The organism is Archangium sp. (genome assembly GCF_057119385.1).
The window spans coordinates 25,642-51,417 of record NZ_DBNGVP010000093.1 but is presented as its reverse complement, the minus strand read 5'-3'; the positions used below and the strand labels follow the sequence as shown (position 1 = coordinate 51,417).

Genomic DNA, 25,776 nt, shown 5'->3' with positions numbered 1-25,776 from the left:
TGGTCCCCAGCGGCCCGGTCCTTCCGGGTCTGGCACGCCGGACGCAATGGCTCCCCGGCATGGCGAAGAAAAGGCTGGGAGAGCTGCTTCGGGATGACGGGCTCGTGGACGAGCTGCAGCTGCGCGCGGCGCTGGGCTTCCATAACAAGTGGGGCGTGCCGCTCGGGCAGGTGGTGGTGGACATGGGCTTCTGCTCCGCGCAGCAGGTGCTCGAGACGCTCGCCCGGCAGCTCCTCCTTCCCTCCGTGGACCTGGACGCGGAGGTGTTGGATCCCCGGCTCGCCGACGTGCTTCCGGCCCGGGTGGCGGAGGAGTGCCGCGTCGTCCCGCTGCGGCTGGAGGGGCACCGCGACTCGGTGCTGGTGGTGGCCACCACGGCCCCGGCGGACCCGCCCGCCCTGGACGAGGTGGCGCGCGTGAGCGGCAAGGCGCGCGTGGTGACCCTGCTGGCCACCGATGCCGCCATCTCCCGGGCCATCGATCGGCTCTACCATCCCCACCTGCTCGACGCGCGGCGCCCCGTGGAGCCCATTCCCCTCCCCGAGGCGGATGAGCACCTCCCCCTGGTGACCAATCGCGCCGAGTGCCTGATGATGGGGCTCGTGCAGGGCGGTGCCTCGGCGACCCTCACCCAGCGGAGCGCGAGCGGCCTGCCAGTGCTGGTGCCACTGACGGATGAGCTTCCGGCCCGCGCGCGCCCCACCCGGCCGGAGATTCCTCGGGTGGAGGTGGCGGGGCAGCTGGCGGTGGAGCCCGAGCCGCGGGTCTGGGTGTACGGCTGGGGCGTCCAGGCCACGCAGGGCCTGCTGAAGCTGCTGGAGGACGCGGGCTTCCGGGCCCGGGTGGCGCGCACGCAGGACGTCCGGGCCGCGAGCCCGCACACGGTGGTCCTGGCGCCGGTGCAATCCGTGGAGGGCGTGAAGCGGCGGGGCCTTCAGGCTCGGCTGCTGCTGGCGGGCCGGGCGCGAGAGGAGGCGCAGGCGTGGGCCCTGGGGGCACAGGGCTTCCTGCCCGGTCCCCTGCGCGCGGACCTGTTGACCCAGGCGGTCCGCGAGCAGCTGAACGCCCGCCCCGCGGCGTGGCGCAGGGCGGGCTGAGCGGCCGTGTCGCCTATCGCGAGGCCTTGTGCGTCGGGCCTTCGTCGATGATGTCGGATTGGACGTCCTGCCGTTCCAGGCTCCGCCAGATGTCCGACTGGGTTCTCGTCACGGTGTTGCCCGGAGCCACCTCGGGCGCCCAGAGCTGACCGTCACCCGTCGTCACCGTATAGCCCGCGCCTCCCGTGGCCTCGCCATTGTAGACGGTGGGGGCGTCCGCGCGGTCCCGCCGGGCGACTTCCGTCTCGTTCAGCAGAGCGTCCAGGGGCAACTCATCGCCCGTGCGATTGCCTGAGACGCTGGCGCAACCCCATAGGCTGAGCACACCGGTGGCAACCAAGGCAGGGAGCTTTTTCATGGGGGAACTCCTTGTAAGGGGTCACCCCAAAAGTGAGCCCGCTGCTGCGGGAGCAACAGGGTGACCGGTAGCGAGGATGAGCCCACTGCCCGCTCCCCTCCTCCGCGAGGGCCTTTGCCCCGCCCTCACCTGCCCGGAATGAAGCTCAACGCAGGCCCGCTCTTCCCTCCACGGCTTCGAAGTGGCTCAGGAGCGCCGCCCCGAGCCGCGGCACCACGGCGCGCGGAATCGCGTGTCCCATTCCCTCGATCGTCACCAGGGTCGAGCCCGGAATATTCTCCGCCAGGTGCCGCGAGTTGGACGCGGGACAGGTGGGATCCTCCGGGGTGGCGATGACGAGCGTGGGCACGGTGACGTGGGCCAGCTCCGCGCCTCGTGCCAGAGCGGAGTAATCGGCCCGCGCGTGAGCCCCGGGATTATCGTGACGGCCCGCGTGCGGATGATGCGCCGCTCGAGCGCACGGAACTCCTCCACCCGCCACTCGAACCGCCGGAGACGGGCGAGTCCCTTCAGTCCCGCATGTAGTGGCAGGTGTAGCCGTTGGGGTTCCTCACCAGGTAGTCCTGGTGATAGGCCTCGGCCGGGGTGAACTCGCCCGCGGGGGTGATGGTGGTGACGACCGGGCGCGGCCACTTGCCCGACTTGTCCACCCGGGCCTTCACCGCCTCGGCCACCCGGCGCTGCTCTTCCGAGACATAGAAGATGGCGGAGCGGTACTGCGTGCCCACGTCATTGCCCTGCCGGTTGAGCGTCGTCGGATCGTGCATGCGGAAGAACCACTTCTCCAGCAGCGTCTCGTACGTCAGCACCTTCGGATTGAAGACGACACGCACGGCCTCCGCGTGCCCCGTCTTCCCCGTGTGCACGTCGCCATAGGTGGGGTGGGAGAAGGTTCCGCCCGTGTAGCCCACCTCCGTCTCCACGACGCCCGGAATCTTGCGCAGCAGATCCTCCATTCCCCAGAAACACCCTCCGGCCAGATAGGCCGTCTCCGTCAGGGCTTCCTTGACGGTGGGGGTGGCGGGGGTGGGCGCCTTGGCCGGCGGAGCACCGAGGGCCTCGGTGAACGCGCTCGACACCACGAGCAGGGCCAGGGCCATGGGCAACAGGCGGAGAGCAACGGGGCGGGTGGATGACATGGTTCGGACTCCAGACGCCCGGAGTGGGCGCTCCTGTCGAGTACGCAGGACCCTCCCTCGAGGTTTCCGCACCGGGAGCGATCCATTTCCCCTGCATTTGTCCAATTCAGGGATAACGGATTTCATTCCCCAGGGGGGAGACCCATGAGGACCCTGGTGACCCCGCGCCCATCTCCGTCAAGGTGAACCGAGGCCTCGGGCGGGCGCGCGGCGGCCCTTGTTCGGGGGGGAACGGGGTGCGAACCTGACCCCTTGCCCACCCGCTTCGGAGACCCACCGTGATTGCTCCTGGACCGACCCTCGAGACCCCGCGCCTCATCCTGCGCCCCACGGCGACGGAGGACCTGGAAGGCTTCGTGTCGCTCATGGCCGATCCGGAGTCCGCGCGCTTCATCGGCGGCGTCCAGCCGCGCTCGATGGTCTGGCGGGGCATGCACACCATGGCGGGCTCGTGGGTGCTGCAGGGCTACGCCATGTTCTCCGTGCTCGAGAAGGCGACGGGCCGCTGGGTGGGACGCGTGGGTCCCTGGCAGCCCGCGGACTGGCCGGGGCCGGAGATCGGCTGGGGCCTGCTGCGCGAGTTCTGGGGGCGCGGTTACGCCACCGAGGCCTCGGCGGCGGCCATGGACTGGGCCTTCGAGCACCTCGGCTGGACGGAGATCATCCACTCCATCGCTCCGGACAACACGGCGTCCCAACAGGTCGCCCAGCGGCTGGGCTCGAGGCTGCTGGGCCCCGGCAAGCTGCCGCCGCCCCACGACACCATTCCGATGGAGCTCTGGGGACAGGATCGCGACACCTGGCGGGCCCGGCGCAAGCGGGCGCCGTGAGCAGTCCGGGAGTCACTTCTCCAGGTTGGCCACGCCGTCGAAGTGCGCGGGCGGGTGCTGCTCGTACTCGCGGCAGCGCGCGAGCAACACGGCCGTGGGGCCGTCCTCGGGATCCTCGGACAGCTGCGCCGCGAGGATGCCGGCCGCCTCCGCGAAGTGCTGCTCCCGGTAGAGCGCGAGCGCCTCGTGGTAGCGCTTGACCGTCCAGCGCTTCTCCGCCGGCAGCTCGCCCTTGAGCGCCAGCAGCTCGTACACCGTCACCGCCTCGGCCTTGCCGGCCACCCGCACCCGGTCCAGCTCGCGCACCTCGATGTGCTCGCGCGCCAGCTCATAGGTGCGCGGGCCGATCATGATCAGCGAGCCATAGGCCTTGTTCGCGCCCTCCAGCCGCGAGGCGAGGTTCATACCGTCGCCCATGGCGGTGTAGTCGAAGAGCTGCTCGCTGCCGAAGTTGCCCACGAAGAGCCGGGCGCTGTTGATGCCGATGCGCGTGTACACGTCCGGCAGGCCCTTCTTGCGGAACTCCTTGCGCAGCCGGGTCACCTCGGCCTGCGCGGCCAGGGCACCCCGGCAGGCACGCACCGCGTGGTCCTCGTGGTTGGCGGGCGCGCCGAAGAGACACACCACCGCGTCGCCGATGTACTTGTCCAGACAGCCGCCCTCCCGCAGCAGCGCCGAGCTCACCCGCGTCAGGTACTGGTTGAGCACGCGCACCAGCTCGCGGGGGTTGTGCTGGAAGGACTCGGAGAAGGAGGAGAAGCCGCGGATGTCGCTGAAGAAGGCGGTGAGCTCGCGCTCCTCGCCGTCCAGCCGGGGGAGCTGGTTCTCCTCGATCATCTGCTCGATGAGGCGGGGCTCCATGTAGCGGCTGAAGGCCTGGCGGATGAAGGCGGCCTCGCGGTTGGCGAAGAGGTGGTTGGAGGCCATGGCGCCCAGGCTGGACAGCAGGCCCGCCGTCACGGGCATCGCTCCGAGCAGGTGCACCCGCCCCAGCGCCAACGAGGCCCCCATGGCCAGGAAGACGAGGGGGACGACGGCCAGCAGCAGCCACGCCAGCTCCAGCGTGGGCGAGCGCACCGTCATCAGCAGCACCGCGGACAGCACGGCCAGGCCGAGCGCGAAGAGCAGGCTCACCCAGAAGGGAGCCTCGGTGATGAAGCGGCCGGAGAAGATGTTCTCCAGCACGGCGAGCCGCGAGCTCATCCCGGGTACGAACGCCGCGAACGGAGTGGACGCGGGTGTGCCGAGCCCCAACGCCGTGGGGCCGATGACCACGATCCGGTCGCGGAACAGGTTCTTGTCGAGCCCCGTCGGCTGGCCCTCCTGGCGCAGGGCCCAGGCGTCCAGCAGCGCCACGACGGGGACGATGCGGAAGCGCTCGTGCAGCGGGCCGCCGAAGTCGAGCGCCGCGCTGCCATCGGGGTTCACCGGAAGCTCGCGCTGGCCCAGCCGCAAGGTCCGGCCGGAGAACACGAGCTCCGTGGCCCCGAAGAAGTCCGCCGCCGCTGCCACGGGAAGCGTGACGTAGGCGTTGGTGCCATCCGTGTACGCGAAGCGGGTGCGCCGCGAGAGCCCATCGGAATCCACTTCCGGCTCCACCAGGCCGAACCCGTTCGCCTCGGCGAGCAGCGGCGTGACGGGAGGGATGAGGTTGTGGGACTGGCGCACGCCCGGCACGGACTCGGACTCCAGGCGCGGCAGCGCGCGTCCATCCGTGCGCACCGGGAAGGCCAGCACCCGGGCCACCGCCGTGGGATCGGCCCCCTCGCCGAAGTCCTGGGCCGCAGGAGGATGAACGGGCTCCACCTTGGGGAGCGGCGCGGCCCTGGGATGGGTGGCCACGCCCAGGTACACGGGCAGCCGGGTGTCCCGCAGCACGCGGGCGAGCTCGAGCTCCGCGCTCCCATCGGTGGAGGGCTCGTCCATCACCCCGTCGAACAGCACGGCCCGGGCACCCTGGTGGGCCAGCTCCTCCATCACCCGGGCCCACAGGAAGTGATTCCACGGATAGGGGCCGAAGTCGCGCGCGTACGTGGGGTTGTTCCGGACGCCATCGAGGGTCGACTGATCGATGGCCACCACGACGATGTCGGGGGACAGGCCGCGGCTCCGGGTGAAGGTGGTGAGCGCGCGATCGGAGAGGGCACGCTCCAGGGCCGGCAGCCCCAGCCCGCCCAGGAGCCAGCACCCCGCCGCCACGGCCGTGGACAGCACCGCCACGCCGAGCATCCGAGGCAGGCGGTTGCGCAGGCGCGGCGGCAGGAACTTCCAGATGTCACTCGCCATTCGTGGATTTCCCCTCGGCCGGCGACTCTACAGAGGACGAGCAAGGGAACGAAGCGCATGGCGCCCCGCGCATCCCCACCCTGATCGCGCACTCAGCGCCGGGTCTTCGCGGCCTGCCGGGCGAGGACCTTCTCGTAGGCGGCCTGGAGCTGCTCGGCGACGGTGGGGCCCTCGCGCTTCGCCGGCTCGCCGAGGTGGAGCTCGCGCAGCTCGGCCATGAACTGATCCCACAGGGCCGGGCCGCCCTCCTCCAGCAGCTGCGCGCGGATGCTGAGCTCCTCGCTCACCGGCAGGTACCTGCGTCCCCAGGCCCCCAGGTGCGCGAAGATGGGCACCAGCGCGATGGACTTCTCCGTCAGGCTGTAGACCGCCTTCTGCTTGTGGCTGGGATCATCCGTCTTCGTGATCATCCCCTCGTCCAGCAGCATCTTCAGGCGATCGGCCAGGATGTTGGACGAGATGCCCTCCTCCGACCGGGTCAGCAGCTCGCGGAAGTGCCTCCGGCCGCCGAACATCATGTCGCGCAGGATGATCAGGCTCCATCGGTCTCCGAAGACCTCGAGCGAGAGATTGATCGGACAACCCGACCGGTGTGCCGCGGTGCTCATCCTTCTGCTCCAGGAAAAACCGGTTGCATTCTCGCACCAGTGCCCCTACCCTACAACTGGTTGCAATTTGCAATCAGTCATGAGAAGGAGGAGCGGACCCTGGGATTGCTACCCCGGCACACTGGGAATGACCTGACGCTGATCGGGATTGCCGTGCGGAAAGGTGACGCCCAGCGCCGCGGGCACGGCGCCCTCGCGCTCCGATGAGACGGAGACTTCATCCGCGAGCGCCGCCTCGGAAGGAGCATCCAGCGGGGCACCGGCGTCCCGCATCCGCTGCGCGAATTCCCCCAGCCGCGGACGCTCCAGCTCCAGCTGGAAGCTCATGTAGAGCCCGGAGAAGGCGCGCGCCTCCACCAACCACCCGCAGCGGGAGATGGCCGCCTCGATGCGGGAGATCGCCGCCGCGCGATCTCCTCGCGCGATGGCCGAGAGCGTCAGGAGCCTGGGCACCACCATGGGGAAACACCTCCACGCCGGGCGGCGGAATCCGCCGCGGAGAGCCTACCGTGGATGTCAGGGGCGCTCAGTAATCGAGGGTGCCGGGCGGCGGATTGCTCCCACCGTTCGAGAGGCCGAAGAGCGACTCGACCAGGCGGAACTCGTTGTAGGCGGGCGAGCTGGCCATGATGCTCGCCGCCATGGCGGGATCGAGCGGATTGCCGTCGTAATCGGACAGCAGGCCCCCCAGGCCCATGTGGCTCATGGGCTGATCGCTGGCCCGCTCCTGCAGCTGCCGCATCTGATCCCGGGTGAGCGTCAGGGTCATGGGCTCATCACTGTCGCGCGCGGCCTGGGCCTTCGCCTCGTCCCCGGTGAAGGCGTACACCATGATCTCCCGCATGTTCGGATCATCCGTGTCGAACTTGTACGTGTAGCTCTCGCTGCCCGGGATGAGCTTGCCGTCCTGGTCGAAGCGCTGCGAGATGTTGAGGTCCGGGTGATCGCCCCCGTACACCAGGTCCAGCGAGCGCGTCGTCGTCCCGTCCGGGTGGTGGGTGATGAGCATGTCGCCGGTGTTCGCGGCGCCCTCGGCGCTCAGCTCGATGGGGCCGATCTCCAGCCCGAACTCGCTCTGCGACTCGTACGTCACGCGCTCCAGGTGCAGGGCGTTGCTCACGCCCGCCCCATCCCGCTCCGGCATGCGGCCGGTCTCGCGGAAGGCGTCGTAGGCCTCCTGGCCCTGGGGGTTGGACAGGTCGAACGTGGCCGTGCGCAGCTGGTAGTTGGTGAGGGTATCGGTGCGGCCGGCGGACACGGACACGGGGCCCACGCCCACGCTGATCTTCCCCTCGTTCTCGATGAACTCCTTGGGGCCCGCCGTCACCTGCACGCTGTCCCCGGTGCGGCTCATCTCGATCATCATCCCCTCCCCTTCGCGGATGTCGCTGGACATGCCCAGCTCGGCCGCGTGGTAGGCAATGCCCACCTCCATGGAGGTGCCGGTGAACTGCGACTGCTCGAGGCGCACCGAGCCGCCATCCGGCAGCGTGTTCGGATCCAGCGGATGGGGCGGAGGAATCTCGCCGCGCCGCATGCGCTCGAAGTCCTCCTCCTTCATCTTCACTTCGTACGTCATCTGATTGCCGGCGGAGACGCCCCCGCCCACGGTGACGGCCTTGAGCTCCAGCTCACCCGAGGCGGACACGGACGTCTCCGCGTTCATGGTGACGGTGACGTAGCCGTCCTCGCGCTTCACCTCGCTCTCGAGCGAGGAGCTGAACTCCACCTGCACGGGGCCGGGCTGATCCGGGTAGTTCACCGTGACGGGGCCCACCTGGGCGCTGCCGGTGGAGACGTTGTAGTCCTGGGGGTTGGCCGGGTTGGGCAGGTTGCTGGGGACGCTCGGCGGCTGATCGGCCACCATCATGCGCTGCAGCTCGGGAGACACGTTGGCCGAGGCCAGGGCCCTGGCGCGCTCGGGCGAGCCGGGCTCGGTGGAGAAGATCTTGGCGGCGGTGGTGCCGGGGAGCGTGCCCACCTCGCGGTACTGGGGCTGCTCGCGCAGGTACGCCTGCATGTCGTCGTAGCTCTTGCCGCTGCTCGGGTCGAGCACGCGCTCGCCCTGGCGCACCACCACGTGGCCGGTCTGCCCCTCCTGGCCGGCGCGCTGATCCTCCAGGAAGACCAGCTCCGAGCGGGCCTGGAGCTGGGGCGTGCTCTTGGAGATGAAGTCCGCGGCGCGGTCCAGGCAGTTGACGCTGCTGTCGCGGGAGTTCTCGGTGAGGAGCGAGGAGGCCGGGGGCGCGGCGTTGCCATCCAGCTTCAGGGTGTTGCGGGCCGCCTGGGGCTGGAAGCTCGACTGCTGAGACGCCGTGCGCGCCGCCTGGGCCGCGGCCTCGCGCGCAGCGGCCTCACGTGCCGCCGCGAGCGCCGCCTGACGAGCCGCTTCCGCCGCCGCCTTCTGGGCCGCCTCGCGGGCCTGCGCGGCCGCGTTGGAGGCGCCCCCACCGTCCATGCGCTTGATGCTCATCTCATCTCCTTGGAAAATCGCTTTGTCCCATTGTCGTCCGGGCGGCCTCACGGTTGCCGCGCGAAATGGTTTTTTCCGCGATATCCCTGAATGATTCCGCGTATGAGCCCTCCAGCACGAGCCTCTCCGTTACCTCCAGACCTGGAGCTTCAGCTCCTCCTCGCCCGGGCGGGAGATCACCAGCCCGTCCTGGAGCAGGGACTCTCGATGGAGTCCCTCCAGGAGGCACCGAGGCCCCCCGCTCTTCCGTGCCGCACCGAGGTGCCGAACTGGGAGAGCGCCGACGCGGGCCGGAACGACCTGGCGGCGCAGCGCTGGAGTGTGATCGCTCCCGAGGGAGACGTGGGGGACTCGCTCCTTCGCGCCATCGCGCCGCTCATCGAGCATCGCGAGAGGCGGCACGCCTGCCCGTGAAGCGCGTGGTTCCGTAGCCCGTGGGATCAGGGAGCGGCGGACTGCGTCTGGGGGGCCGCCGTGAAGAAGGGGGAACGCCCGTAGGAGCGTTCACACCGCTCATAGCGCTCCTGCGCCTGCGGCTCGCTTTCATCGAGGTACGTCTGGCGCGCTTGGGGAGAAAGACAGTCTGTGTTGACTTCACGCAGCAAGCGCTGAAGCTCTGAAATGGACCCAGGCCACACCCTCGCCGTGCTGTCCTCCGAGGCGGTGACGATGCGCTGGCCGTCCGGGCTGAACGCCGCCGACGAGACGCTGGCCTCATGGCCCCTGAGCACCACGGGCTCTCCACTCCCATCGGCCTTCCACACCCTCGCCGTTTTGTCCCAAGAGGCGGTGACGATGCGCTGGCCGTCCGGGCTGAACGCCGCCGACAAGACGCTGTCCTCATGGCCCCTGAGCACCACGGGCTCTCCACTCCCATCGGCCTTCCACACCCTCGCCGTGTTGTCCTCCGAGGCGGTGACGATGCGCTGGCCGTCCGGGCTGAACGCCGCCGACAAGACGCTGGCCTCATGGCCCCTGAGCACCACGGGCTCTCCACTCCCATCGGCCTTCCACACCCTCGCCGTTTTGTCCAAAGAGGCGGTGACGATGCGCTGGCCGTCCGGGCTGAACGCCGCCGACCAGACGCTGGCCTCATGGCCCCTGAGCACCACGGGCTCTCCACTCCCATCGGTCTTCCACACCCTCACGGTCCTGTCATTCCCACACATGACGGCGATGCGACTCCCATCTGGACTGAACAAAGCGTCGCGAGCGCCCTCGTGGCAGTGCAGGGTGAAGGTAGGAATAGGCACCTTCAGTAGATCGATTGCCACCTGCATCCACCCGCGCACCTGCTCCGGGTTCTTCACCTCCAGGAGCAGCCTGGAGGCAATGGCCGGACTGGAACGCCCCAGCTGCTCGCGCGCGCCCGCCATCAACGCATGATCGCGCGCACGTGCTGTCGCTACTTCAGCCGCACTCCGCTGCCGCAGCGCCCAGAACAACAGCAGGCCCATCAGCACGGCCACCATCACCGCTCCACCGGCGAGCAGTGCCAATCTCCGCCTCGCCGCGAGCTCTTCGCGCAGCTTCCGGGCGGCCTCCCGCGCCTGTTGCTCCTGCTCCTCCCGAAGCTTCCGCGTCTCCTCCTCCTGCCGGGTCCGCTCCTCTTGCAGCCTCCTGGCCTCCTGCTCCTGACGGACCCGCTCCTCTCTCCGTTCGAACACCTTGCGCGCCAGCCAGTCATGTCCCAGCTCGAAGTACCGGCTGCCCTGGTGCTCCTCCGCGTGCAGCACGGCAGCCGCCTCCAGGCGCGTCAGCACCGTGCTGGCTTCCGCCTCCGACAGCTCGGACAACACCGCGTGCGCCTGCTTCTCCGTCAGCAGGGTCCGGCTCTTGTCGCCAGCAACCAGATGATCCTCCAGCAGGCGCTGTGCGTGTCCCTTCAGCTCCCCCATCCCATCCAGCGTCGTCTCCAGGTACTGGTGGAGCATCAGCTCGGCCCGGGCCACCTCGGTGGCTCCCCCCTTCGCCCGCTCCTCCCAGAGCGCCCGGCAGACAATCTGCGCGAAAGCCGCCTGCACCTCCGCCTCTTCCGACCTGTCCTGCCCGACCATCCGCACCTGGAACATCAGCTCGGACAGCTCCTCCCCTGACCACTGCTGCGCCGGTGTGCCCGCCTCCGCGAGCTGGCACGCCACCTTCACCATCTCTCCGACCGTGAGGGGCCCCAGACGGAATCCCTGCGCCAACAGCTCCCGCCGTCCGCGCGCCTGGTCCCGGAAGCGTCCCAGGTAGTCCTCGCGCAGCGACAGCACGAGCTGAAGCCCTCGCAGGGGACTGCGCGCCAGCGCCTGGAGGCTCTCGAGGAACTCCTCCAGGTGCCTCGCGTCACGACCCTGCTGGAAGAGCTGCTCCAGCTGATCCAGGCAGATGAGGAGGGGGCGAGCCGATTGCTGCTCCGCCAGCTCCAGCGCCGCCTCGAGTCCCTGCGAGGGGCTCGGGTGCGCCGGAGACAGCCCCAGGTCGAGCTGCCGGAACATGGCCTGCACCAGCCGCTCCAGGGGTGCCTCGTCCTTGAGCCAGCCCTCGATGTGGACGACCCGGGTGTCGTGCGTGGCCTCCAGCAGTGGGAGCACGCCCGCCTGCATCAGCGAGGACTTGCCCGCTCCGGAAGGTCCGAAGAGGGTGACGCACGGGTGGGCGAGGATCCGGTTCGCCAGTTGCTGGGTGACCTCGTTCCGGCCGAAGAAGCGGTGCCGGTCCCCCGAGCGGTAGGGCTGGGGGCCCAGGAAGGGATTGCCGCTCATGAGGACTCCCCAGGCCTCAGCCCGGTGAGCAGCCCGGCCAGTCCCGAGGACGCGGCCTGGACGGTCTGGATGCCCACGCCCCTGGGCAGGCCGCGACCCTCGTACCAGGCGTTGCCCGTGGCGTCCTCCGGCTCCAGCAGCACGGTGCTCCTGCCCGGCAGCGCCCGGTGGAAGAGGCACTGGAGCAGGTGGCGGTGATCCCACGACAGCAGGGACATGCCCAGCAGCAGCGTGGGCTGGTTGGCCAGGGTGCTCAAGATCTTGTCGGCCAGGGTCTGGGGCAGCACGGATTCGAGCTCGCGCACATGGCGCAGGAAGTCGTCCTCGGTGAGCAGCGGAGGGGCGAACACCGGGTCGGGCATGTAGCCGCGGTAGAGCCGCACCAGCACCACATCCCGCTTCGTATCGAAGGAGGCCGGCGGCTCGGCCAGTGGCACCCAGCCCTTCCCGGCCACGTGTTGGCGGATGAGGGGCCGCTCCTTCAGCTTCGAGGGCTGGATGACATAGAGCGGCACATCGGGCCGCCGCGCGGCGAGCGCCAGCTCCAGCACGGGCTGCCGCAAGAGCGTGATGTGAAACCCGGGCCCGAGCCACGGGGCCAGGGCCTCCACGAGCGGCATCGACGGAAGCACGTCCCGGTTGACCGCCTCCTGGAAGCGCAGGCGCAGCTCGTCCTCCCCGGACTGCAACGCATACCGCTGGGCCAGCGCGCTCAGCGGCAGGTGCTCGGGCGCGGTCCAGGGGGCCTCCTGGAGCTGCTCGCGCAGCAGCTTGTGGAGGGTCTCGAAGGTGCCGCTCCAGTGGTCTCCCAGCAGCAGCGAGAAGGGTTGCTGGAGCAGCTCCAGCAGCGCCCCCACTCCGGGATCCGTCGAAGCCGCCGGCTTCACCTGGGTGGGCGGGCTCGGGGGGACGACCTTGCGGCGCTTGAAGTCGAACAGGGTGGACTCGTGCCCCCTCAGGTACAGCACCGGGGAGAAGGCCTCCGCGCTCTGGTCGTAATGCCCGAGGATGCTGCGCCGCGCGTCGTTCAGGCTGCGCGCCACATCTCCCCGTTGCGCCGCGGCCTGGGTGATCGAGCGGTAGAAGGCCGTCGAGCAGTGCCGGGCCACGTCTGTCTTCACGGGCCACAGGTGCGCCACCACCGCGGCGGCCCCGGAGCGGGCCAGCAGCTCCGCCGCGCTCACCAGCTCCCCGGGCTGCGCCCCTTCGCAGGACTCCAGGACGACCAGGCGCAGATCCGTGCGGAAGGCGGCCATCAGCTCCAGGGCCAGCAGCTCCACCTTCAACCCGGGCGACTCCCCCGCCCTGCTCACCATCTGCAGGCTGGGAGCCCCCTCCTCATCCAGTCCCCCGTGCCCGATGAAGTGGAGGATGTGCGGGACGGGCTGCAGCCGCAGTCGCTCCTGGAGGAAGGACTTGCTCGCACGCAGGCCGGTGAGCGGCTCCAGCCACTCGAGCTCTCCGGACTGGATGCTCTCGTGCAGCTTCGCGCGCAGCCGCGCGGGTGCGTCCTCGTCCGCGGGAGAGACGACGAGCAGCCGGACGGCCCCCTTCACCTCGCGTGGCTGCAAGAAGCGCGTCGACTCGACGCCGCGTGCGAGGAGCACTTCCTGCGAGGTGCCCAGGAAGTCGAGCGTCGAGCCCGGCCGGCAGAGGGCTTCCCAGGGAATGGCCTTCAGCTCGAGCTCCTGGGGGTTCAGCCGCAGCAACACCGGCTCGCTCCCCGCGGCGCCCTGGAGCTTGTGCAGGATCTCCAGCAGCCCCGGCTGGAAGAGCGCCTGGTAGAGTTCCTGCGCCTCGCGGAGTGCCTTGCCCTCTGGCTTGTCCTCTGGGGGGGAGTGCGTCAGGGAGGCGGTCTTCGCCGCGGCCCGTTTCACCCACTCACCGAACTGGCGCACGCGCTCCGACGAGAACCGTGCCCCCAGGGAGTGGGCGGGAAGCTGCACGTTCTGGCCTCCCCGGGCCGTGGTGCTGAGCTCCTCCCCCACCCGGTTGATGTCAATCTCCAGCCACAGCTCCGAAGCCACCGGTCCACCCCTGGTTGTATGGGCGGAGTTTACTTGCGTTCTGGTGTGAACGGGAGGAGCGCGCTACGAGGGGGACCGCGTCGGGAGCGGTGGAGCCCGGGAAAGAGGAGACGGATGAACTCGCGAGTGTCGTCGTGGGCAGGTGCGGCCGTGATGCTGTTCACCCTCGGGGGCTGCGCGTCGCAGCAGGGGGCACAGAAGACGTCCTCGGAGGAGCCCGCCAGGGCGGAAGCGCCGTCCTCCGGCGCGGCCGTGAAGGGGGTGCCCCAGTCCGAGGAGCTGAAGACGTTCTACGCGCTCGGCCTCACGATGGGCCGGCAGCTCCAGATCTTCGACATGTCGCCCGAGGAGCTGCAGGCCATGCAGGCGGGCCTCCGGGCACAGGTGTCGGGCGAGGAGCCCGCGGTGGACCTCGAGGTCTATGGGCCCAAGCTGTCGGAGCTGGCGCGCACCCGCTCCACCGCCCGCGCGGAGAAGGAGAAGTCCAAGGACCTCCTGGAGCAGGCCGCCAAGGCGCCGGGCGCGGTGCGCACCGAGTCCGGTCTCATCTACCAGTCGCTGAAGGAGGGCACCGGGGCGCAGCCGGGTCCGGACGACACCGTGGAGGTGCACTACCGGGGCACCCTGCCGGACGGCAAGGAGTTCGACAGCTCGTACAAGCGCAACGAGCCGGCGCAGTTCCCGCTCAGCGCCGTCATCAAGTGCTGGACCGAGGGCGTGCAGAGGATGAAGGTGGGCGGCAAGGCGAAGCTGGTGTGCCCGCCCGACCTGGCCTACGGCGACCGTGGCACGCCGGGCATCCCCGCTGGCTCGGCGCTGGTGTTCGAGGTGGAGCTGCTCGACGTGCAGAAGGACGCGCCGCCCACGGAGTAGAGACACATGAGCCCCGTCCCGCCAGTCACCGAAATAGGTCCTCGCGACACCGCGCTGCGCAACGCCTTCTGCGACTACGTGCCCCAGGTGTTCCGCACCGTGGACTTCCGGCGCTGGTGTGACTGGGGCGAGTGGACCGACGACTACCGCGCGTTCGTGGTGCTCGAGGACGGCCGCGTCGTGGCCAATGCCTCGGTGACGCGGATGCGGCTGCGGCTGGAGGGCCACGAGGTGCGGGCCTTCCAATTCGGTGCGGTGGGCTGCGTGCCCTCGCACCGGGGGCGGGGCCTGTCGCGCCGGGTGATGACGGCGGCGCTGGACGCGTGTGGCGACGCGCCGGTGCTGCTGTTCGCCAACCCGAAGGTGCGCCAGTTCTACCCGCGCTTCGGCTTCGAGCCCTGGCCGCAGACGCTCTTCGCCGCCAGGCACGAGGCCGTCCCCGAAGGCCCGCCAGCGCCGACGCTCGACCTGGAGGACGCACAGGTGCGCGCGGAGCTCGCCACGCTCTCGCGCGAGGGGCTCCCGGTGACGGAGCGCTTCGGCGCGCGGGACTACGCGGCGATCGCGAGCTGGTACGCGGCGGCCGGGTTCGCCCGGCCCCTGCGGAGACTCGGTGCCGACGCGTGGGTGTTCGCGGACGTCGAGGGCGACACGCTGTACCTCGACGACATCTTCGCCCGCGAGCCCTTCGATCTGCGCGCCCAGGTTCCGCGCCTGATTGATCGGCCCATCCGGAGCATCCGGTTTGGCTTCACGCCGGAGCGCTGGTGGCCCGGCGCGGAGGAGGCCGGCGAGGACCTCGAGGCGGACCTGTTCGTGCGCAAGCTGCCCCTGTCCCGCCAGCCCCACCGCTTCCCCGTGATGGCCCGGACGTGAGTCTGGCGCTAGGGGGCGGCTGAAGCGGACTTCGCCTTGGCGCACTCACTGAGCAGCCGCTTCTTCTCCACGGCCGAGGCCGCCCGGAACTCCGGTGTCTCCGAGCAGCCAGGCGGGGGGGCGCCCGGGGTGCCCCGGAAGAAGTCCCTCACCAGGTACTGCTGGGCCTGGGTGACCGCCTCGCCGAGGCTCTTGCTGACACCGGGGAAGTCGGGGGCCTGATTCCACTCCTTGATGGGCTTCGTCCCCTCCTCCTCCTCCATGCGTGCCCGCCACTCGACCCGGTTCGTCCTCAAGTCGATCAGCTCTCCGCTGGCCACGCACATCGCTTCCATCTCCCAGAACGGGAGCATCTTGGTTCCACACCGGTCCACCGAGAGCAGGACGAGCATGTCGATGCCCTCCTGTTGCGCGAGTGACCGCATGTCCTTCCGCGCGAACTCGCCGGACTCCTTCGCCTGGAACGGGGGCAGGCTCTCCATGTTCACCGGCCCGGAGAGCTTCCTGGCCGAGAAGCCGAGCGCCTGCAGCTTCTCCACGTAGTGGTCGGCAACCGCTCCGAACCTGCTCACGTCGACGAGCTGGAGGTGGGACTCCAGGGTTCCGGTCTTCTGATGGCGGATCTCCATGTAGACCGCCCCTTGGAGCGGGCCCATGGCGGCCGCTTCGGCCTCGGGGAGGGGGTAGACATGGAGGGGTGGCATCTGCCCCACCGCGACGCCGACCGTGTGTCGAGAGTCCTTCCAGAAGTCCTGCCTGAGGGAGACGCGCGCGGGGACGCATCCGAAGAAGAGCAGCGCGAAGGCCGCGATCATGATCCGGCCAGCGGAATGGGAGTTCATGGTCTTGTCCAAGGAGTCGTCGTGGGGTGGGGACTACACTTTGAAGGTGAGCTGGAGCACATAGAGCTTGCCGGGTGCGACGATGGGCTCGACCTGCCAGCCATCCCCCATCGAGCCGATCCATGCGCCGAGCCCGGCGCCGATCAGGGTCCCCGCGCCGAGGCCAATCGCGGTGCCGAGGATGGCGCCGTCATACGAGAAGAAGTGGGGGATGCTGAGCAGGGGCAGCGCGCACACTCCGGTGACGACCAGCCCGGTGACTCCACCCCACAAGGCCCCGGATCCGACCGGCGAGCCCTGGCTGGAGTACAGCGTCTTGATGTCCCCCACGGCCATGTCGACGGACTCACCGGAGAGCGTCTTGCCGGTGAGGCGATTCGCCTGCAGCACCCCCTCGCTGCCCTCGATGCGCTCGCCTCCCTGACGGATGATGAGGAACTTCTTGTAGGTCTTCCGAGGGGAAGCGCCGGCCTGCGCGAGGAGTGAGTGGTTGAAGGCCGGATGCGTGTCCCGGGGCTCGAGAAGCGACACGCCAGGTGTCGAGGGAAGGCTCGCGCTCGATGGAGCTCGCCCTTCACTCGGAATGCTCGACAGCAACATGGACAGCGCCATGACGACAGGAATCATCGGGTTCCCCCCTTGGGCTGGTCCTCATCGACCCGCCTCAATGCAGATGAGCCCGTGAGTTGGAAATTGATGCAGGAATTCGGCGGAGCCCGGCCGGGACGTGCGTGCGCCTACCCCACCGGTCCGGTGGGGGGCACGGCACCGCTCGAGTCACCCGGAGCGGTCACCTGGTAGGCGCGAGCCCTTCGAGCACCCTGGACCAGTGCTCGCGCTCGTGGGAAATCCCTACTCCCAGGAGACGTCGTACACGAAACGGGTGGCGCGCGAGCCGACGGGCCGCAGCTCCACCCGTCCCTTGCGATTGCAGCGGTGCAGGAACATCTCGAAGGCCCCCGCGAGCGCCTGCGCGAAGGTGCCCTCGATCAGCAGGATGGGCGGGACGTCCTCCAGCCGCATCTCCACCCGGCGGCCCTCATCCGACTCGCCGAGGGGCTGGAACACGAGCCGGCCGCAGTCGCGGAATGCCTGCTCCCACGCATAGGTGGACCACTTGAGCAGGGCCTGGGGCGTGAGGCCCAGCAGCCGCACGGCGCCGTCGAAGAAGGTCTGCAGCAGCGGATAGGCCGCGATGCGGTCCGCCTGGGTGGCGAGGAACTGACGGAAGCCGGGGGTGCCCAGCACGGCGTGGAGGGGCTCGGTGAGCTTCATGCTCTCTTCGATGGGAACCCACCCCATCCGGGGAGCGGACTCGAAGAGCGCGAGCGTCTGCGGAGGGACTCGCGACAGCACCCGTTGCTGTTTGTCGGCGGGCAGGGCCCGGGCACCGTCGAGGAGCACCCTGCAGGCGAAGCCACGGATGGCGGGCTGGGAGGGCATGGATCCCATTGTGGCACAGCACCGGGGACCCCGCCCCTTCGTGGCGCTCAGGCCTCCACGGGTGGAGGAACGCGCCGTGCGGTGAGTGCGGCTCCGGCGGACGCGGCGCTCACGAGAACCAGCGCGAGCCACTGTGTCACGGCGAGCCGCTCACGCAGGAACACCAGGCCCGCGAGGGCGGCGACCGCGGGCTCCAGGCTCATCAGGATGCCGAAGGTGCGGCTCGAGAGCTCCCGCAGCGCCAGCATCTCCAGGGTGTACGGAATCGCACTGGAGAGGAGCGCGACGGCCAGGCCCGCGGCGAACAACGGAGGCGTCACGCGGGCCGCGAGCCCTTCCGCGAGCGAGAAGGGCAGCACCGTCAGGGCGGCGAACACCATGCCCGTCGCGACGCTCCGCCCTCCGGGGAACACGCGGGACAGGCGCCCGCCGAGCACGATGTAGACGCCCCAGCAGGCCCCCGCGAAGAGCGCCAGCAGCACGCCGAGCGGATCCAGCGCACTGGCCTCACCTCGCCACGGGGCGATGAGGGCGATGCCGGCCGCCGCGAGCACGGCCCACAGGAAGTCCGAGGCACGCCGAGACCCGAGCACCGCGACGGCCAGGGGCCCCACGAATTCGAGCGTGACGGCCAGGCCCAGGGGAATCCGCTCGAGCGCCTTGTAGAAGCTCAGGTTCATCGAGCCGAGCACCACGCCATACGGGATGACGGCGGCCCACTGCGCGCGGGTGAGCCGGGTGAGCGGCGGACGGAACACGGCGCACAGCAGGAGCGCGGACAACCCGATGCGCAGGCCCGCGGTGCCCGCCGAGCCGAGCGCGGGGAACAGATCCTTGGCGAAGGCGGCGCCGCCCTGCACGCTCACGACGGCGAGGAGCACGGCGGGGATGGGGGGGAAGGTCCGGGCGGGACGGACCGGGGGTGCTTCACTCATGCGCGGCACCCTACCCGCTCTCCGGCGCCAATGCCCTCCCGGATTGGGCTAAGACACCCCTCATGCACCGAACCCACCTGTTTCCCCTGGTCCTGCTGCTTCTCGCCGCGCAACCGGTGGCGGCCGAGTCCTCGGCTCGATTCCGGATCGATCCCCTGGCCAAGGTGAAGATCCAGGGCTTGTCCGCGAAGGACATCGCCACCTTCTACGCGGGCGTGGATGCGATCACGAATCATCTGGCCTCCATCCCCGCCGTCAACACGCCGGCTCCGCCCGTGTGCATCGCGCTCCAACGCGAGGTCTTCCGCGTGCCGCTGACCCCCAACCAGGCCCAGGGCAAGGTGAACATCTCCTACCTGGCGCAGATGTCCGGTCAGACCTGCCGCGCGGCGAAGATCGTCAACAGCAGTGTCGAGATGAACCTGAACTACGCCCCCTTCCACAACCAGAACGCCGGCTACAGCCAGGACGACGCGGGCTGGATGCTCGCGCCGCAGACGTATACGAAGCTGGATGACGGCCTGTTCCTCATCCAGATCAGGAGCCGCCGCTACTACGTCATCACGCGCGACCGTGAGCCGGCACTGGTTCCCGTCACGATGGAGCGCTACCTGAAGTCCGCGGAGCGCAAGGCGCAGCAGCAGGTGGAGGAAGCGGAGCAGGCCGGGCAACGGCACGAGGAATGGGTCAACGACATGCACTCGCAGTACGGGCGCAACCTGGAGAAGGCCGACGCCAAGATGCGCTCCATGCTCGCAACCAACATCCAGCAGGCCGACAAACAGAACCAGGAGCTCCTCGCCAAGGCGAAAGCGCCCCGTGACGAGCTCCGCGGCCGGTTGGCCTCGCTGTCCCCGGAGCAGCGCGCCCAACCGGCCTGCCTGGAGTTCCTCAAAGGCGGCCTGGAGGAGAACGTGACGGGCGGAAGGTGTGTGGCTCCTGCCCTGGGCTTGTTCGCCCTCAACCCGGCGCTGTCGAAGCCCGGGGCGGACAAGGGGACGCTCCGCTACCTGGTGATCGAGGTCCTCGACGGCCGTCACTCCACCGAGGCGGAACACAACCACAACCACCGGACGCAGTTGATGGAGCACTTCGACTTCGCCGCCCTCGCCCGCGTCCTCCGGTCGACCGGGAAGTAGCGCGCCGGGCTACGCCGGTGGCGGTGTCAGAGATCGAACTTGATGCCCTGGGCCAGCGGCAGCGCGTCGGAGTAGTTGATGGTGTTGGTCTGCCGGCGCATGTAGGCCTTCCACGAGTCGGAGCCGGACTCGCGGCCACCGCCGGTCTCCTTCTCGCCACCGAAGGCGCCGCCAATCTCCGCACCCGAGGTGCCGATGTTCACGTTGGCGATGCCGCAGTCGGAGCCGGCCGCGGACAGGAACTGCTCGGCCACCTTGAGATCCTGCGTGAACACGGCCGAGGAGAGCCCCTGCGGCACACCGTTCTGGATGGCGATGGCCTCCTCCAGCGTCCGGTAGGGCATGACGTAGAGGATGGGCGCGAAGGTCTCGGTCCGCACCACCTCGTCGGTGGGCTGGACGCCGGTGATGAGGGTGGGCAGCACGAAGTGGCCCGGGCCGCTCCGCGCCTTGCCTCCGCTCACCACGGTGCCGCCGGACGCCCGGGCCTTCTCCACCGCGGCCTCGAAGCGCCGCACGGCCTCCGCGTCGATGAGCGGCCCCATGAGGGTGCCGGGCTGGAGCGGATCGCCGATGCGGGCCTCGACCTGCGCGTAGGCGGCCTTCAGCCTGGCCACGACGTCATCCACGATGGACTCGTGCACGATGAGCCGGCGCGTGGTGGTGCAGCGCTGGCCGGCGGTGCCCACCGCGCCGAACACGATGGCCGGAATCGCCAGCTTCAGGTCGGCGGTGCGGTCCACGATGATGGCGTTGTTGCCACCGAGCTCCAGCAGGCTCTTGCCCATCCGCTGGGCCACGCGCGCACCGACCTGACGGCCCACGGCGGTGGAGCCGGTGAAGCTCACCAGCGCGATGCGCGGATCATCCACCAACCGCTGTGCCAGCGCGTTGCCGCCGTCGTTGAGGAGGAAGAACACCTCGGGGAAGCCGCCCGCCTTCAGCGCCTCGTTGCAGATGCGCGTGGCGGCGATGGCCGTCAGCGGCGTCTTGGGCGAGGGCTTCCACAGGGAGATGTTGCCGCAGACGGCGGCGATGAACGCGTTCCAGGCCCACACGGCGACCGGGAAGTTGAAGGCGCTGATGATGCCCACCATGCCCAGCGGATGCCACTGCTCGTACATGCGGTGGCCGGGGCGCTCGGAGTGCATGGACAGGCCGTAGAGCATGCGCGACTGGCCCACCGCGAAGTCGGCGATGTCGATCATCTCCTGCACTTCGCCGTCACCCTCGGCCTTGATCTTCCCCATCTCCAGGGAGACCAGCGAGCCGAGCGCGTCCTTGTGCCGGCGCAGCGCCTCGCCGCACAGGCGGATGGCCTCGCCGCGCCGGGGCGCGGGCATCGAGCGCCAGGTGGCGAAGGTCTGCGCCGCCCTGCGCACGAGGGTCTCGTAATCCTCCGCGCTGGCCGAGGACACGCGGGCCAGGGGCTGGCCGTTGCTCGGATTGACGACCTGGATGTCGGCGTCCGGGGAGGTGCCGGACCACTCACCGTTGCCGAGGTAGGTACCGGGGTTGCGCTCGGACAGGCCGAGCACGTCGAGGATGGCGTGGGTCATGGGGGTCTCTAGATATCAGCCGATCACGTTGGATTCGAGCACCCGGCGGCCCTCGGCGATCCGCCCGACGGAGAGCGGGGACAGGTCGAGCGTGCGGAACGCGCCGTACAGCAGGAGCTCGGCGATCCCGCGGCCGGCGGCCGGGGCCTGCTGCATGCCGTGCCCGGAGAAGCCGGTGGCGCACCACAGGTTCGCGAAGCCGGGATGGAGGCCCAGCAGCGCGTTGTGGTCGAACTGGTTCATCTCGTAGTAGCCGGCCCAGGCGCGCTCGACGCGCAGCGACTCGAAGGCCGGGACACGGTGGGCGAGCGCCGCCCACGCCTCCTCGTCGAACTCGGTCAGGTTGGGCTCGAGCGGCAGATCATCGGCATCGGGGTCCGGGGTGGTGCCGAAGATGAAGTGCTTGCCCTCGGGCCGGAACCAGAATCCCTCCGGGTCGATGACCAGCGGGCATCCGGGCAGCGAGGCCGGACAGGACAGCACGAAGACCGTCCGCCGGCGGGCATGCACCGGCAGCTCGATGCCGGCCGCCGCCGCCAGGCGCCTCGACCAGGCCCCCGCCGCGTTGATGGCCTGACCGCAGACGACCCTGCGGCCGTCCGCCAGGCGCAACGCGGCGACCCGCCTCGAGTCCGGCGAGGCACCGGGCGCGCTGGGCGCGAACTCGAAGTCCGACACCTCGGCCCGCACCAGCCGGGCGCCCTGGGCGCGCGCCGAGCGCAGCAGCGCCGAGTGCAGCGCCGGGCCGTCGAACCATCCCTCGACATCGACACCGTGCGAGCCCAGCGCGAGATCGGCGGTGTTCAGCCAGGGGAAACGCGCGGCGAGCGCATCCGGCCCGAGCAGCTCGATGCGGGCGCCATGAGCGCGCTGGATCACGTTCTGGGCGCGCAGCACCTCGGCCTGCGTTGGCGAGGCGAGGAACAGGTAACCGGGCAGGGTCAGGCCGATCTCCACCGCCTCGCCCTCGACGGCGAGCAGGGAGGGAACGCCGCGCAGGAACTCCAGACCGAACTGCGACATCTGGATGTTGACCGGCGTGCTGAACTGCTGGCGGATCGAGCTGGCCGAGAGTTGCGAGGAGGAAGACCCGAAGCCGGTATCCCGCTCGAGCAGCACGACCGAGAGCTTGGGGTCCAGGCGGGTCAACCACCAGGCGATCGAGGCACCAGCGATGCCGGCCCCGACGATGGCGACGTCCGCGCGCAGATCCTCGGTTCCCACGTCAACCCTCCCCCGTGTGGGCGGCGTTCCGTTCGGCCAGGGCCGCGCTGTAGACCAGGTGCGCCGCGACCGCATCCTCGACGGCCTGACCCAGCGCCTTGAAGATCACCGTGCGGCCCGCGGCCGGGGCCGGTGCCCTCCCCCCGAGGATCTCACCGATCTCGGCGTGGATCGGAGCGCCGGTGTGGATGACGTCGCCCGCCTCGTGCTGGGCGGCGTGGCGGCTGTCCGCGACCACCACGTTGCGCATGGCCTCGTCATCGAGCTCCCGCCAGTTGGGGCGAGGCGCGCCGATCGCCGCCACGAAGGCACCCGGCTCGAGCCAGGCGCCGCGCAGCACGGGTTCGGTCGCGTTGGTGACGGTGCAGACGATGTCGGCGCCTCGCACGGCCTCCTCGGCGGTGGCGCAGGCACGGCCAGCGATCTCGGCGGCGCAGCGCGCGACGTTGGCCGGATCGCGGCTCCAGACGCGGATCTCCGAGACCGGCCGCACCGCGCGCAGCGCGAGCGCGTGGCTGCGTGCCAGCGCTCCACTGCCCAGCATCGCCACCACCTTGGGGCCTGGCGTGGTCAGCGCGTCGACGGCCACCGCGGAGACGGCGGCGGTCCGCAGCTCGGTGATCCACGTGCCGTCCATGACGGCCAGGGTCCGGCCGGTCCGTGGATCCATCAGGACGATGGTGGCGAGCAGGGTCGGAAGACCCCGCGCCGGGTTGCCCGGATACAGCGTGATCAGCTTGGTGGCGAGCGCCTCGCCCGTCATCGCCGGCTTGAGGAAGAGCATGCCCTCGACCTGCGGCAACTCCATCACGCTGCGAAGCGGCTGCACGACACGGCCTTCGGACAGATCGATCAGCGCGCGGCGCATCCCCTCGAGCAGCTTGCCCAGGGGCAGCAGCCGACGCACCGCGGCATCATCCAGGTACAGCGTGGGGGTGTGGGGCGTCATGCCGCGCAGGCTATCGCATCCAGGCTCGCGTGGCCCGCACCACACCCGTTCGGAGGGCTACTTGAGGAAGGCGAGGACCTTGGCGGCGTCCTCCTCACCTTCCTGGCCGACGATGATGCTCTTGCCCCGGGCGACCTGGACCATCACCCGATCGCCCAGGGCGAAGGCGGCCTTGAGCTCGGGCCGGGCGTTGAGCAGCTCGAAGTAGGCCTTGGAGAGGAACTTCACCTTGAGCTGCTTGCCCGGGTTGGAGAGCGCCTCGGAGTCGATCCAGCCGCCATCCCGGTAGAGGAACGTGCGGCCGGCGGCCACGCGCACGGGATCGCTGGCGGACGGCCCGCGCTCCTGCTCCTTCATCTTCCGGGTCGCGCGGGAGACGGCCACGCCGCCCTTGCCCTCGGCCACGGACAGGGACTCGGCGGGCGCCGCGGGCGCCGCGGAAGCCATGGCGCCACCCGAACCCGCCCCGCTCGCGGGCCCACCGGAGAACACGCCATCGACGTCCTCCTCGGACCGCGCGGACTTGCGCGGAGCGGACCGGGACTCCTCCTGGCTCCGGTCATCCCGCCAGGGGCGCGTGACGGGCTGCGGCGGCCGGTTGGCCACCATCGGCTCGTCCTCCACCACGAGGTAGCTGGTGTAGGGCGTCACGATGCCGAACTTCTTGCCCAGGGTGACGACCTCGTCGCGCAGCTCGGGGCGCTCACCGCGCAGACGGATCTCCTCCAGCAGGAAGCCCACCTTCCGGATGGCCCACAGCCGGGGGATGAAGTCGTCGCGCGTGGCTTCGCGGGGCGCGGTGGTGCCGTACTCGAAGGTGCGCTTCGACTCGTTCACATGGCCGGTGAGCACCACCTTGGCGTCCCCGGGCTTGCGGTAGCGGCCCATCACCACCACCTGCGAGCCCTTGAAGAGATCCGGCAGCTTGCGCGGGTACAGATCGTACGCGTCGATGGAGGACAGATCGATGGACAGGTCGGCCAGCACCGGGTTGCTGACCGCGTCGTAGAAGCTGGAGACCTTGGTCTCGAATTCCTTGCCGTCGCGGACGAAGTCCGAGGTGCCATTGCCGTCCGCGGAGAGCCTGTCCAGCAGGCGCGCGTTCAGCTCGTCGCCCACGCCGAAGGTGAACAGACGCGTCCTGTTCTTCCGGCCGCTCCTGGCGTGCTGGGCGATCACCGCCTCGTCCGTCTCTCCGATGGTGGGCTGTCCGTCGGTGATGAACAGCAGCAGGTGCGGCGTGGGAGACTGCCCGTCATTGTCCTGGAGGCCGCGCACCAGCGCGTCGTCGATGGCCGTGCCGCCGATGGCCTCCAGCTGCTCCACGAAGGACACGGCCTTCTGGATGTTCTCCTCGTTGGCGGGCTTCAGCCCCGGGAAGAGGGGCTCCACGTCCGTGGAGAAGCGCACCACGTTGAAGGTGTCCTGGGGGTTGAGCCGGGTGACGCAGTACTTGAGCGCGTCCCGGGCGATCTTCATCCGCTCGCCCTGCATGGAGCCCGAGGTGTCGATGACGAAGGTGACGCGCTTGGAGCCGATCTCGTCGGGCTTCACCTCCGCCTTCGGGGCGAGCAGGGCGAGGAAGTAGCCGGGCTCGTCCTTCTCCTTGTAGGTGAGCAGCGAGAACCCCACCGCCTTGTCGGAGACGGAGAAATAGAGATCCAGGTCCTTGGAGAGATCGGCCCCGCCCCCCTGCTCCAGGCCCACCACGGCGCTGGACTCACCCCGGCGGGACACGTCCATGCGGTGGGTGGGCGAGTAGATGCTGCGCAGCGGCGTCTTCGTGGACACGCGAGCGCTGAAGGTGAAGTCCTGGGTGGCCTTGGCCTCCACCACGCGCCAGTCCGCGGGCTGGCCCTTGGCGGTGGCACCCAGCGGGTAGTGGTAGTGGTACAGGCCGGCGGAGTAGTCCAGCACCTGGCTGAAGGTCAGCTCCACGCGCTGCTCGCCGCGTGCGGGCACGGGGAACACGCGCATGCGGAACACGTCCGAGTCCACGTACTCCAGGAGCCCGGGGTCCGCCAGCCTCCGGACGATGCCCTCGTAGATGGTGGTGGCCTTCTCTTTTTCCAGCACCTCGCCCCGGGTCTTCTTGCCGTTGACCCAGAGGTAGAAGCCGGAGAGCGCGGCCCCCTTGGGGAGGGGGAAGATGTAGTGCGCCTCCAGTTGCGAGGGGCCGTCGTTCTGGAAGACCTGCTCCACGCGGGTGATGGCGGTGCCGTCCTGGAGCTCCACGCTCACGCGCTGGCTCTTGATGGCCAGCGGCCGGGTGTTGGGTGTGGTGGGCAGCAGCATGCCCTGGGCCGAGGCGAGAACAGGCACCAGGAGGGTGGCGAGCAGCAGCAGGCGTAGGGGGGCGTACACGGTG

At 69.8% G+C, this 25,776-nt stretch carries 23 protein-coding genes; 6 read left to right on the top strand and 17 right to left on the bottom strand.

What is annotated here, in order from left to right:
• Window positions 1-59 precede the first annotated feature (59 nt).
• Window positions 60-1,097, top strand: a complete 1,038-nt coding sequence (locus AC16DP_RS22515) for a GspE/PulE/PilB domain-containing protein (RefSeq protein ID WP_329725538.1) — start codon at window positions 60-62, stop codon at window positions 1,095-1,097.
• Window positions 1,098-1,110: 13 nt separating this feature from the next.
• Here AC16DP_RS22515 and AC16DP_RS22510 read toward each other — a convergent pair whose 3' ends face one another.
• From AC16DP_RS22510 to msrA, 3 genes are all read right to left on the bottom strand, one after another.
• On the bottom strand, window positions 1,111-1,455 hold the full coding sequence (locus AC16DP_RS22510) for a hypothetical protein (protein ID WP_329725537.1): 345 nt from the start codon (window positions 1,453-1,455) through the stop codon (window positions 1,111-1,113).
• A 145-nt stretch (window positions 1,456-1,600) separates the two neighbouring features.
• Window positions 1,601-1,804: an alpha/beta fold hydrolase gene (locus AC16DP_RS22505; RefSeq protein WP_329725536.1), complete on the bottom strand. Its 204-nt coding sequence runs from the start codon at window positions 1,802-1,804 to the stop codon at window positions 1,601-1,603.
• A gap of 160 nt (window positions 1,805-1,964) precedes the next feature.
• Window positions 1,965-2,594 carry a peptide-methionine (S)-S-oxide reductase MsrA gene (msrA, locus tag AC16DP_RS22500; protein WP_329725535.1) on the bottom strand — a complete coding sequence of 210 codons (630 nt, stop codon included), beginning with the start codon at window positions 2,592-2,594 and terminating at the stop codon, window positions 1,965-1,967.
• 278 nt (window positions 2,595-2,872) lie between these two features.
• On the opposite strand from msrA, the gene AC16DP_RS22495 reads away from it, so the two are divergent.
• The gene (locus AC16DP_RS22495) at window positions 2,873-3,424 is read left to right on the top strand and encodes a GNAT family N-acetyltransferase (protein ID WP_329725534.1); all 552 of its coding nucleotides are present in this window, start codon (window positions 2,873-2,875) and stop codon (window positions 3,422-3,424) included.
• Window positions 3,425-3,436: 12 nt separating this feature from the next.
• Here AC16DP_RS22495 and AC16DP_RS22490 read toward each other — a convergent pair whose 3' ends face one another.
• From AC16DP_RS22490 to AC16DP_RS22475, 4 genes are all read right to left on the bottom strand, one after another.
• On the bottom strand, window positions 3,437-5,710 hold the full coding sequence (locus AC16DP_RS22490; protein WP_329725533.1) for an adenylate/guanylate cyclase domain-containing protein: 2,274 nt from the start codon (window positions 5,708-5,710) through the stop codon (window positions 3,437-3,439).
• 92 nt (window positions 5,711-5,802) lie between these two features.
• On the bottom strand, window positions 5,803-6,318 hold the full coding sequence (locus AC16DP_RS22485) for a winged helix-turn-helix transcriptional regulator (protein ID WP_329725532.1): 516 nt from the start codon (window positions 6,316-6,318) through the stop codon (window positions 5,803-5,805).
• Window positions 6,319-6,426: 108 nt separating this feature from the next.
• Window positions 6,427-6,777 (bottom strand): hypothetical protein, encoded by a 351-nt coding sequence (locus AC16DP_RS22480; RefSeq protein WP_329725531.1) that lies wholly within the window; start codon window positions 6,775-6,777, stop codon window positions 6,427-6,429.
• Between the two features lie 67 nt (window positions 6,778-6,844).
• Window positions 6,845-8,791 carry a hypothetical protein gene (locus AC16DP_RS22475; RefSeq protein WP_329725530.1) on the bottom strand — a complete coding sequence of 649 codons (1,947 nt, stop codon included), beginning with the start codon at window positions 8,789-8,791 and terminating at the stop codon, window positions 6,845-6,847.
• A 102-nt stretch (window positions 8,792-8,893) separates the two neighbouring features.
• On the opposite strand from AC16DP_RS22475, the gene AC16DP_RS22470 reads away from it, so the two are divergent.
• On the top strand, window positions 8,894-9,205 hold the full coding sequence (locus AC16DP_RS22470) for a hypothetical protein (RefSeq protein WP_329725529.1): 312 nt from the start codon (window positions 8,894-8,896) through the stop codon (window positions 9,203-9,205).
• Between the two features lie 26 nt (window positions 9,206-9,231).
• Here the strand turns inward: AC16DP_RS22470 and AC16DP_RS22465 are convergent, their stop codons facing one another.
• Both AC16DP_RS22465 and AC16DP_RS22460 read right to left on the bottom strand, forming a co-directional pair.
• Window positions 9,232-11,541, bottom strand: a complete 2,310-nt coding sequence (locus AC16DP_RS22465; protein WP_483956855.1) for an nSTAND1 domain-containing NTPase — start codon at window positions 11,539-11,541, stop codon at window positions 9,232-9,234.
• Window positions 11,538-13,568: a CHAT domain-containing protein gene (locus AC16DP_RS22460; protein WP_329725527.1), complete on the bottom strand. Its 2,031-nt coding sequence runs from the start codon at window positions 13,566-13,568 to the stop codon at window positions 11,538-11,540. Before AC16DP_RS22460 ends, AC16DP_RS22465 begins: the two co-directional genes overlap by 4 nt.
• Window positions 13,569-13,682: 114 nt before the next feature.
• On the opposite strand from AC16DP_RS22460, the gene AC16DP_RS22455 reads away from it, so the two are divergent.
• Both AC16DP_RS22455 and AC16DP_RS22450 read left to right on the top strand, forming a co-directional pair.
• Window positions 13,683-14,441 (top strand): FKBP-type peptidyl-prolyl cis-trans isomerase, encoded by a 759-nt coding sequence (locus AC16DP_RS22455; RefSeq protein ID WP_329725526.1) that lies wholly within the window; start codon window positions 13,683-13,685, stop codon window positions 14,439-14,441.
• Between the two features lie 6 nt (window positions 14,442-14,447).
• The gene (locus AC16DP_RS22450; RefSeq protein ID WP_329725525.1) at window positions 14,448-15,317 is read left to right on the top strand and encodes a GNAT family N-acetyltransferase; all 870 of its coding nucleotides are present in this window, start codon (window positions 14,448-14,450) and stop codon (window positions 15,315-15,317) included.
• Between the two features lie 8 nt (window positions 15,318-15,325).
• On the opposite strand, the gene AC16DP_RS22445 is transcribed toward AC16DP_RS22450, so the two are convergent.
• From AC16DP_RS22445 to AC16DP_RS22430, 4 genes are all read right to left on the bottom strand, one after another.
• A complete protein-coding gene (locus tag AC16DP_RS22445) occupies window positions 15,326-16,159 on the bottom strand; it encodes a hypothetical protein (protein WP_329725524.1) in 834 nt (277 codons plus the stop codon).
• Window positions 16,160-16,192: 33 nt separating this feature from the next.
• Window positions 16,193-16,786, bottom strand: a complete 594-nt coding sequence (locus AC16DP_RS22440; RefSeq protein ID WP_329725523.1) for a hypothetical protein — start codon at window positions 16,784-16,786, stop codon at window positions 16,193-16,195.
• Between the two features lie 225 nt (window positions 16,787-17,011).
• The gene (locus AC16DP_RS22435) at window positions 17,012-17,602 is read right to left on the bottom strand and encodes a hypothetical protein (RefSeq protein WP_329725522.1); all 591 of its coding nucleotides are present in this window, start codon (window positions 17,600-17,602) and stop codon (window positions 17,012-17,014) included.
• A 47-nt stretch (window positions 17,603-17,649) separates the two neighbouring features.
• Entirely contained in the window at window positions 17,650-18,537 is an 888-nt protein-coding gene (locus AC16DP_RS22430) for an EamA family transporter (RefSeq protein ID WP_329725521.1), read from the bottom strand.
• Between the two features lie 62 nt (window positions 18,538-18,599).
• Here AC16DP_RS22430 and AC16DP_RS22425 point away from each other — a divergent pair, with 62 nt between their 5' ends.
• A complete protein-coding gene (locus AC16DP_RS22425) occupies window positions 18,600-19,676 on the top strand; it encodes a hypothetical protein (protein ID WP_329725520.1) in 1,077 nt (358 codons plus the stop codon).
• A gap of 26 nt (window positions 19,677-19,702) precedes the next feature.
• Here AC16DP_RS22425 and amaB read toward each other — a convergent pair whose 3' ends face one another.
• From amaB to AC16DP_RS22405, 4 genes are read right to left on the bottom strand one after another with little or no spacing between them, the layout of a single operon-like run.
• On the bottom strand, window positions 19,703-21,235 hold the full coding sequence (gene amaB, locus AC16DP_RS22420; RefSeq protein WP_329725519.1) for an L-piperidine-6-carboxylate dehydrogenase: 1,533 nt from the start codon (window positions 21,233-21,235) through the stop codon (window positions 19,703-19,705).
• Window positions 21,236-21,250: 15 nt separating this feature from the next.
• Window positions 21,251-22,459, bottom strand: coding sequence for an NAD(P)/FAD-dependent oxidoreductase (locus AC16DP_RS22415; protein WP_329725518.1), 1,209 nt, complete (start codon window positions 22,457-22,459; stop codon window positions 21,251-21,253).
• A 1-nt stretch (window position 22,460) separates the two neighbouring features.
• Window positions 22,461-23,408, bottom strand: a complete 948-nt coding sequence (locus tag AC16DP_RS22410) for an ornithine cyclodeaminase family protein (RefSeq protein ID WP_329725517.1) — start codon at window positions 23,406-23,408, stop codon at window positions 22,461-22,463.
• Between the two features lie 57 nt (window positions 23,409-23,465).
• Window positions 23,466-25,772 (bottom strand): VIT and vWA domain-containing protein, encoded by a 2,307-nt coding sequence (locus tag AC16DP_RS22405; RefSeq protein WP_329725516.1) that lies wholly within the window; start codon window positions 25,770-25,772, stop codon window positions 23,466-23,468.
• Between the last annotated feature and the right edge of the window lie 4 nt (window positions 25,773-25,776).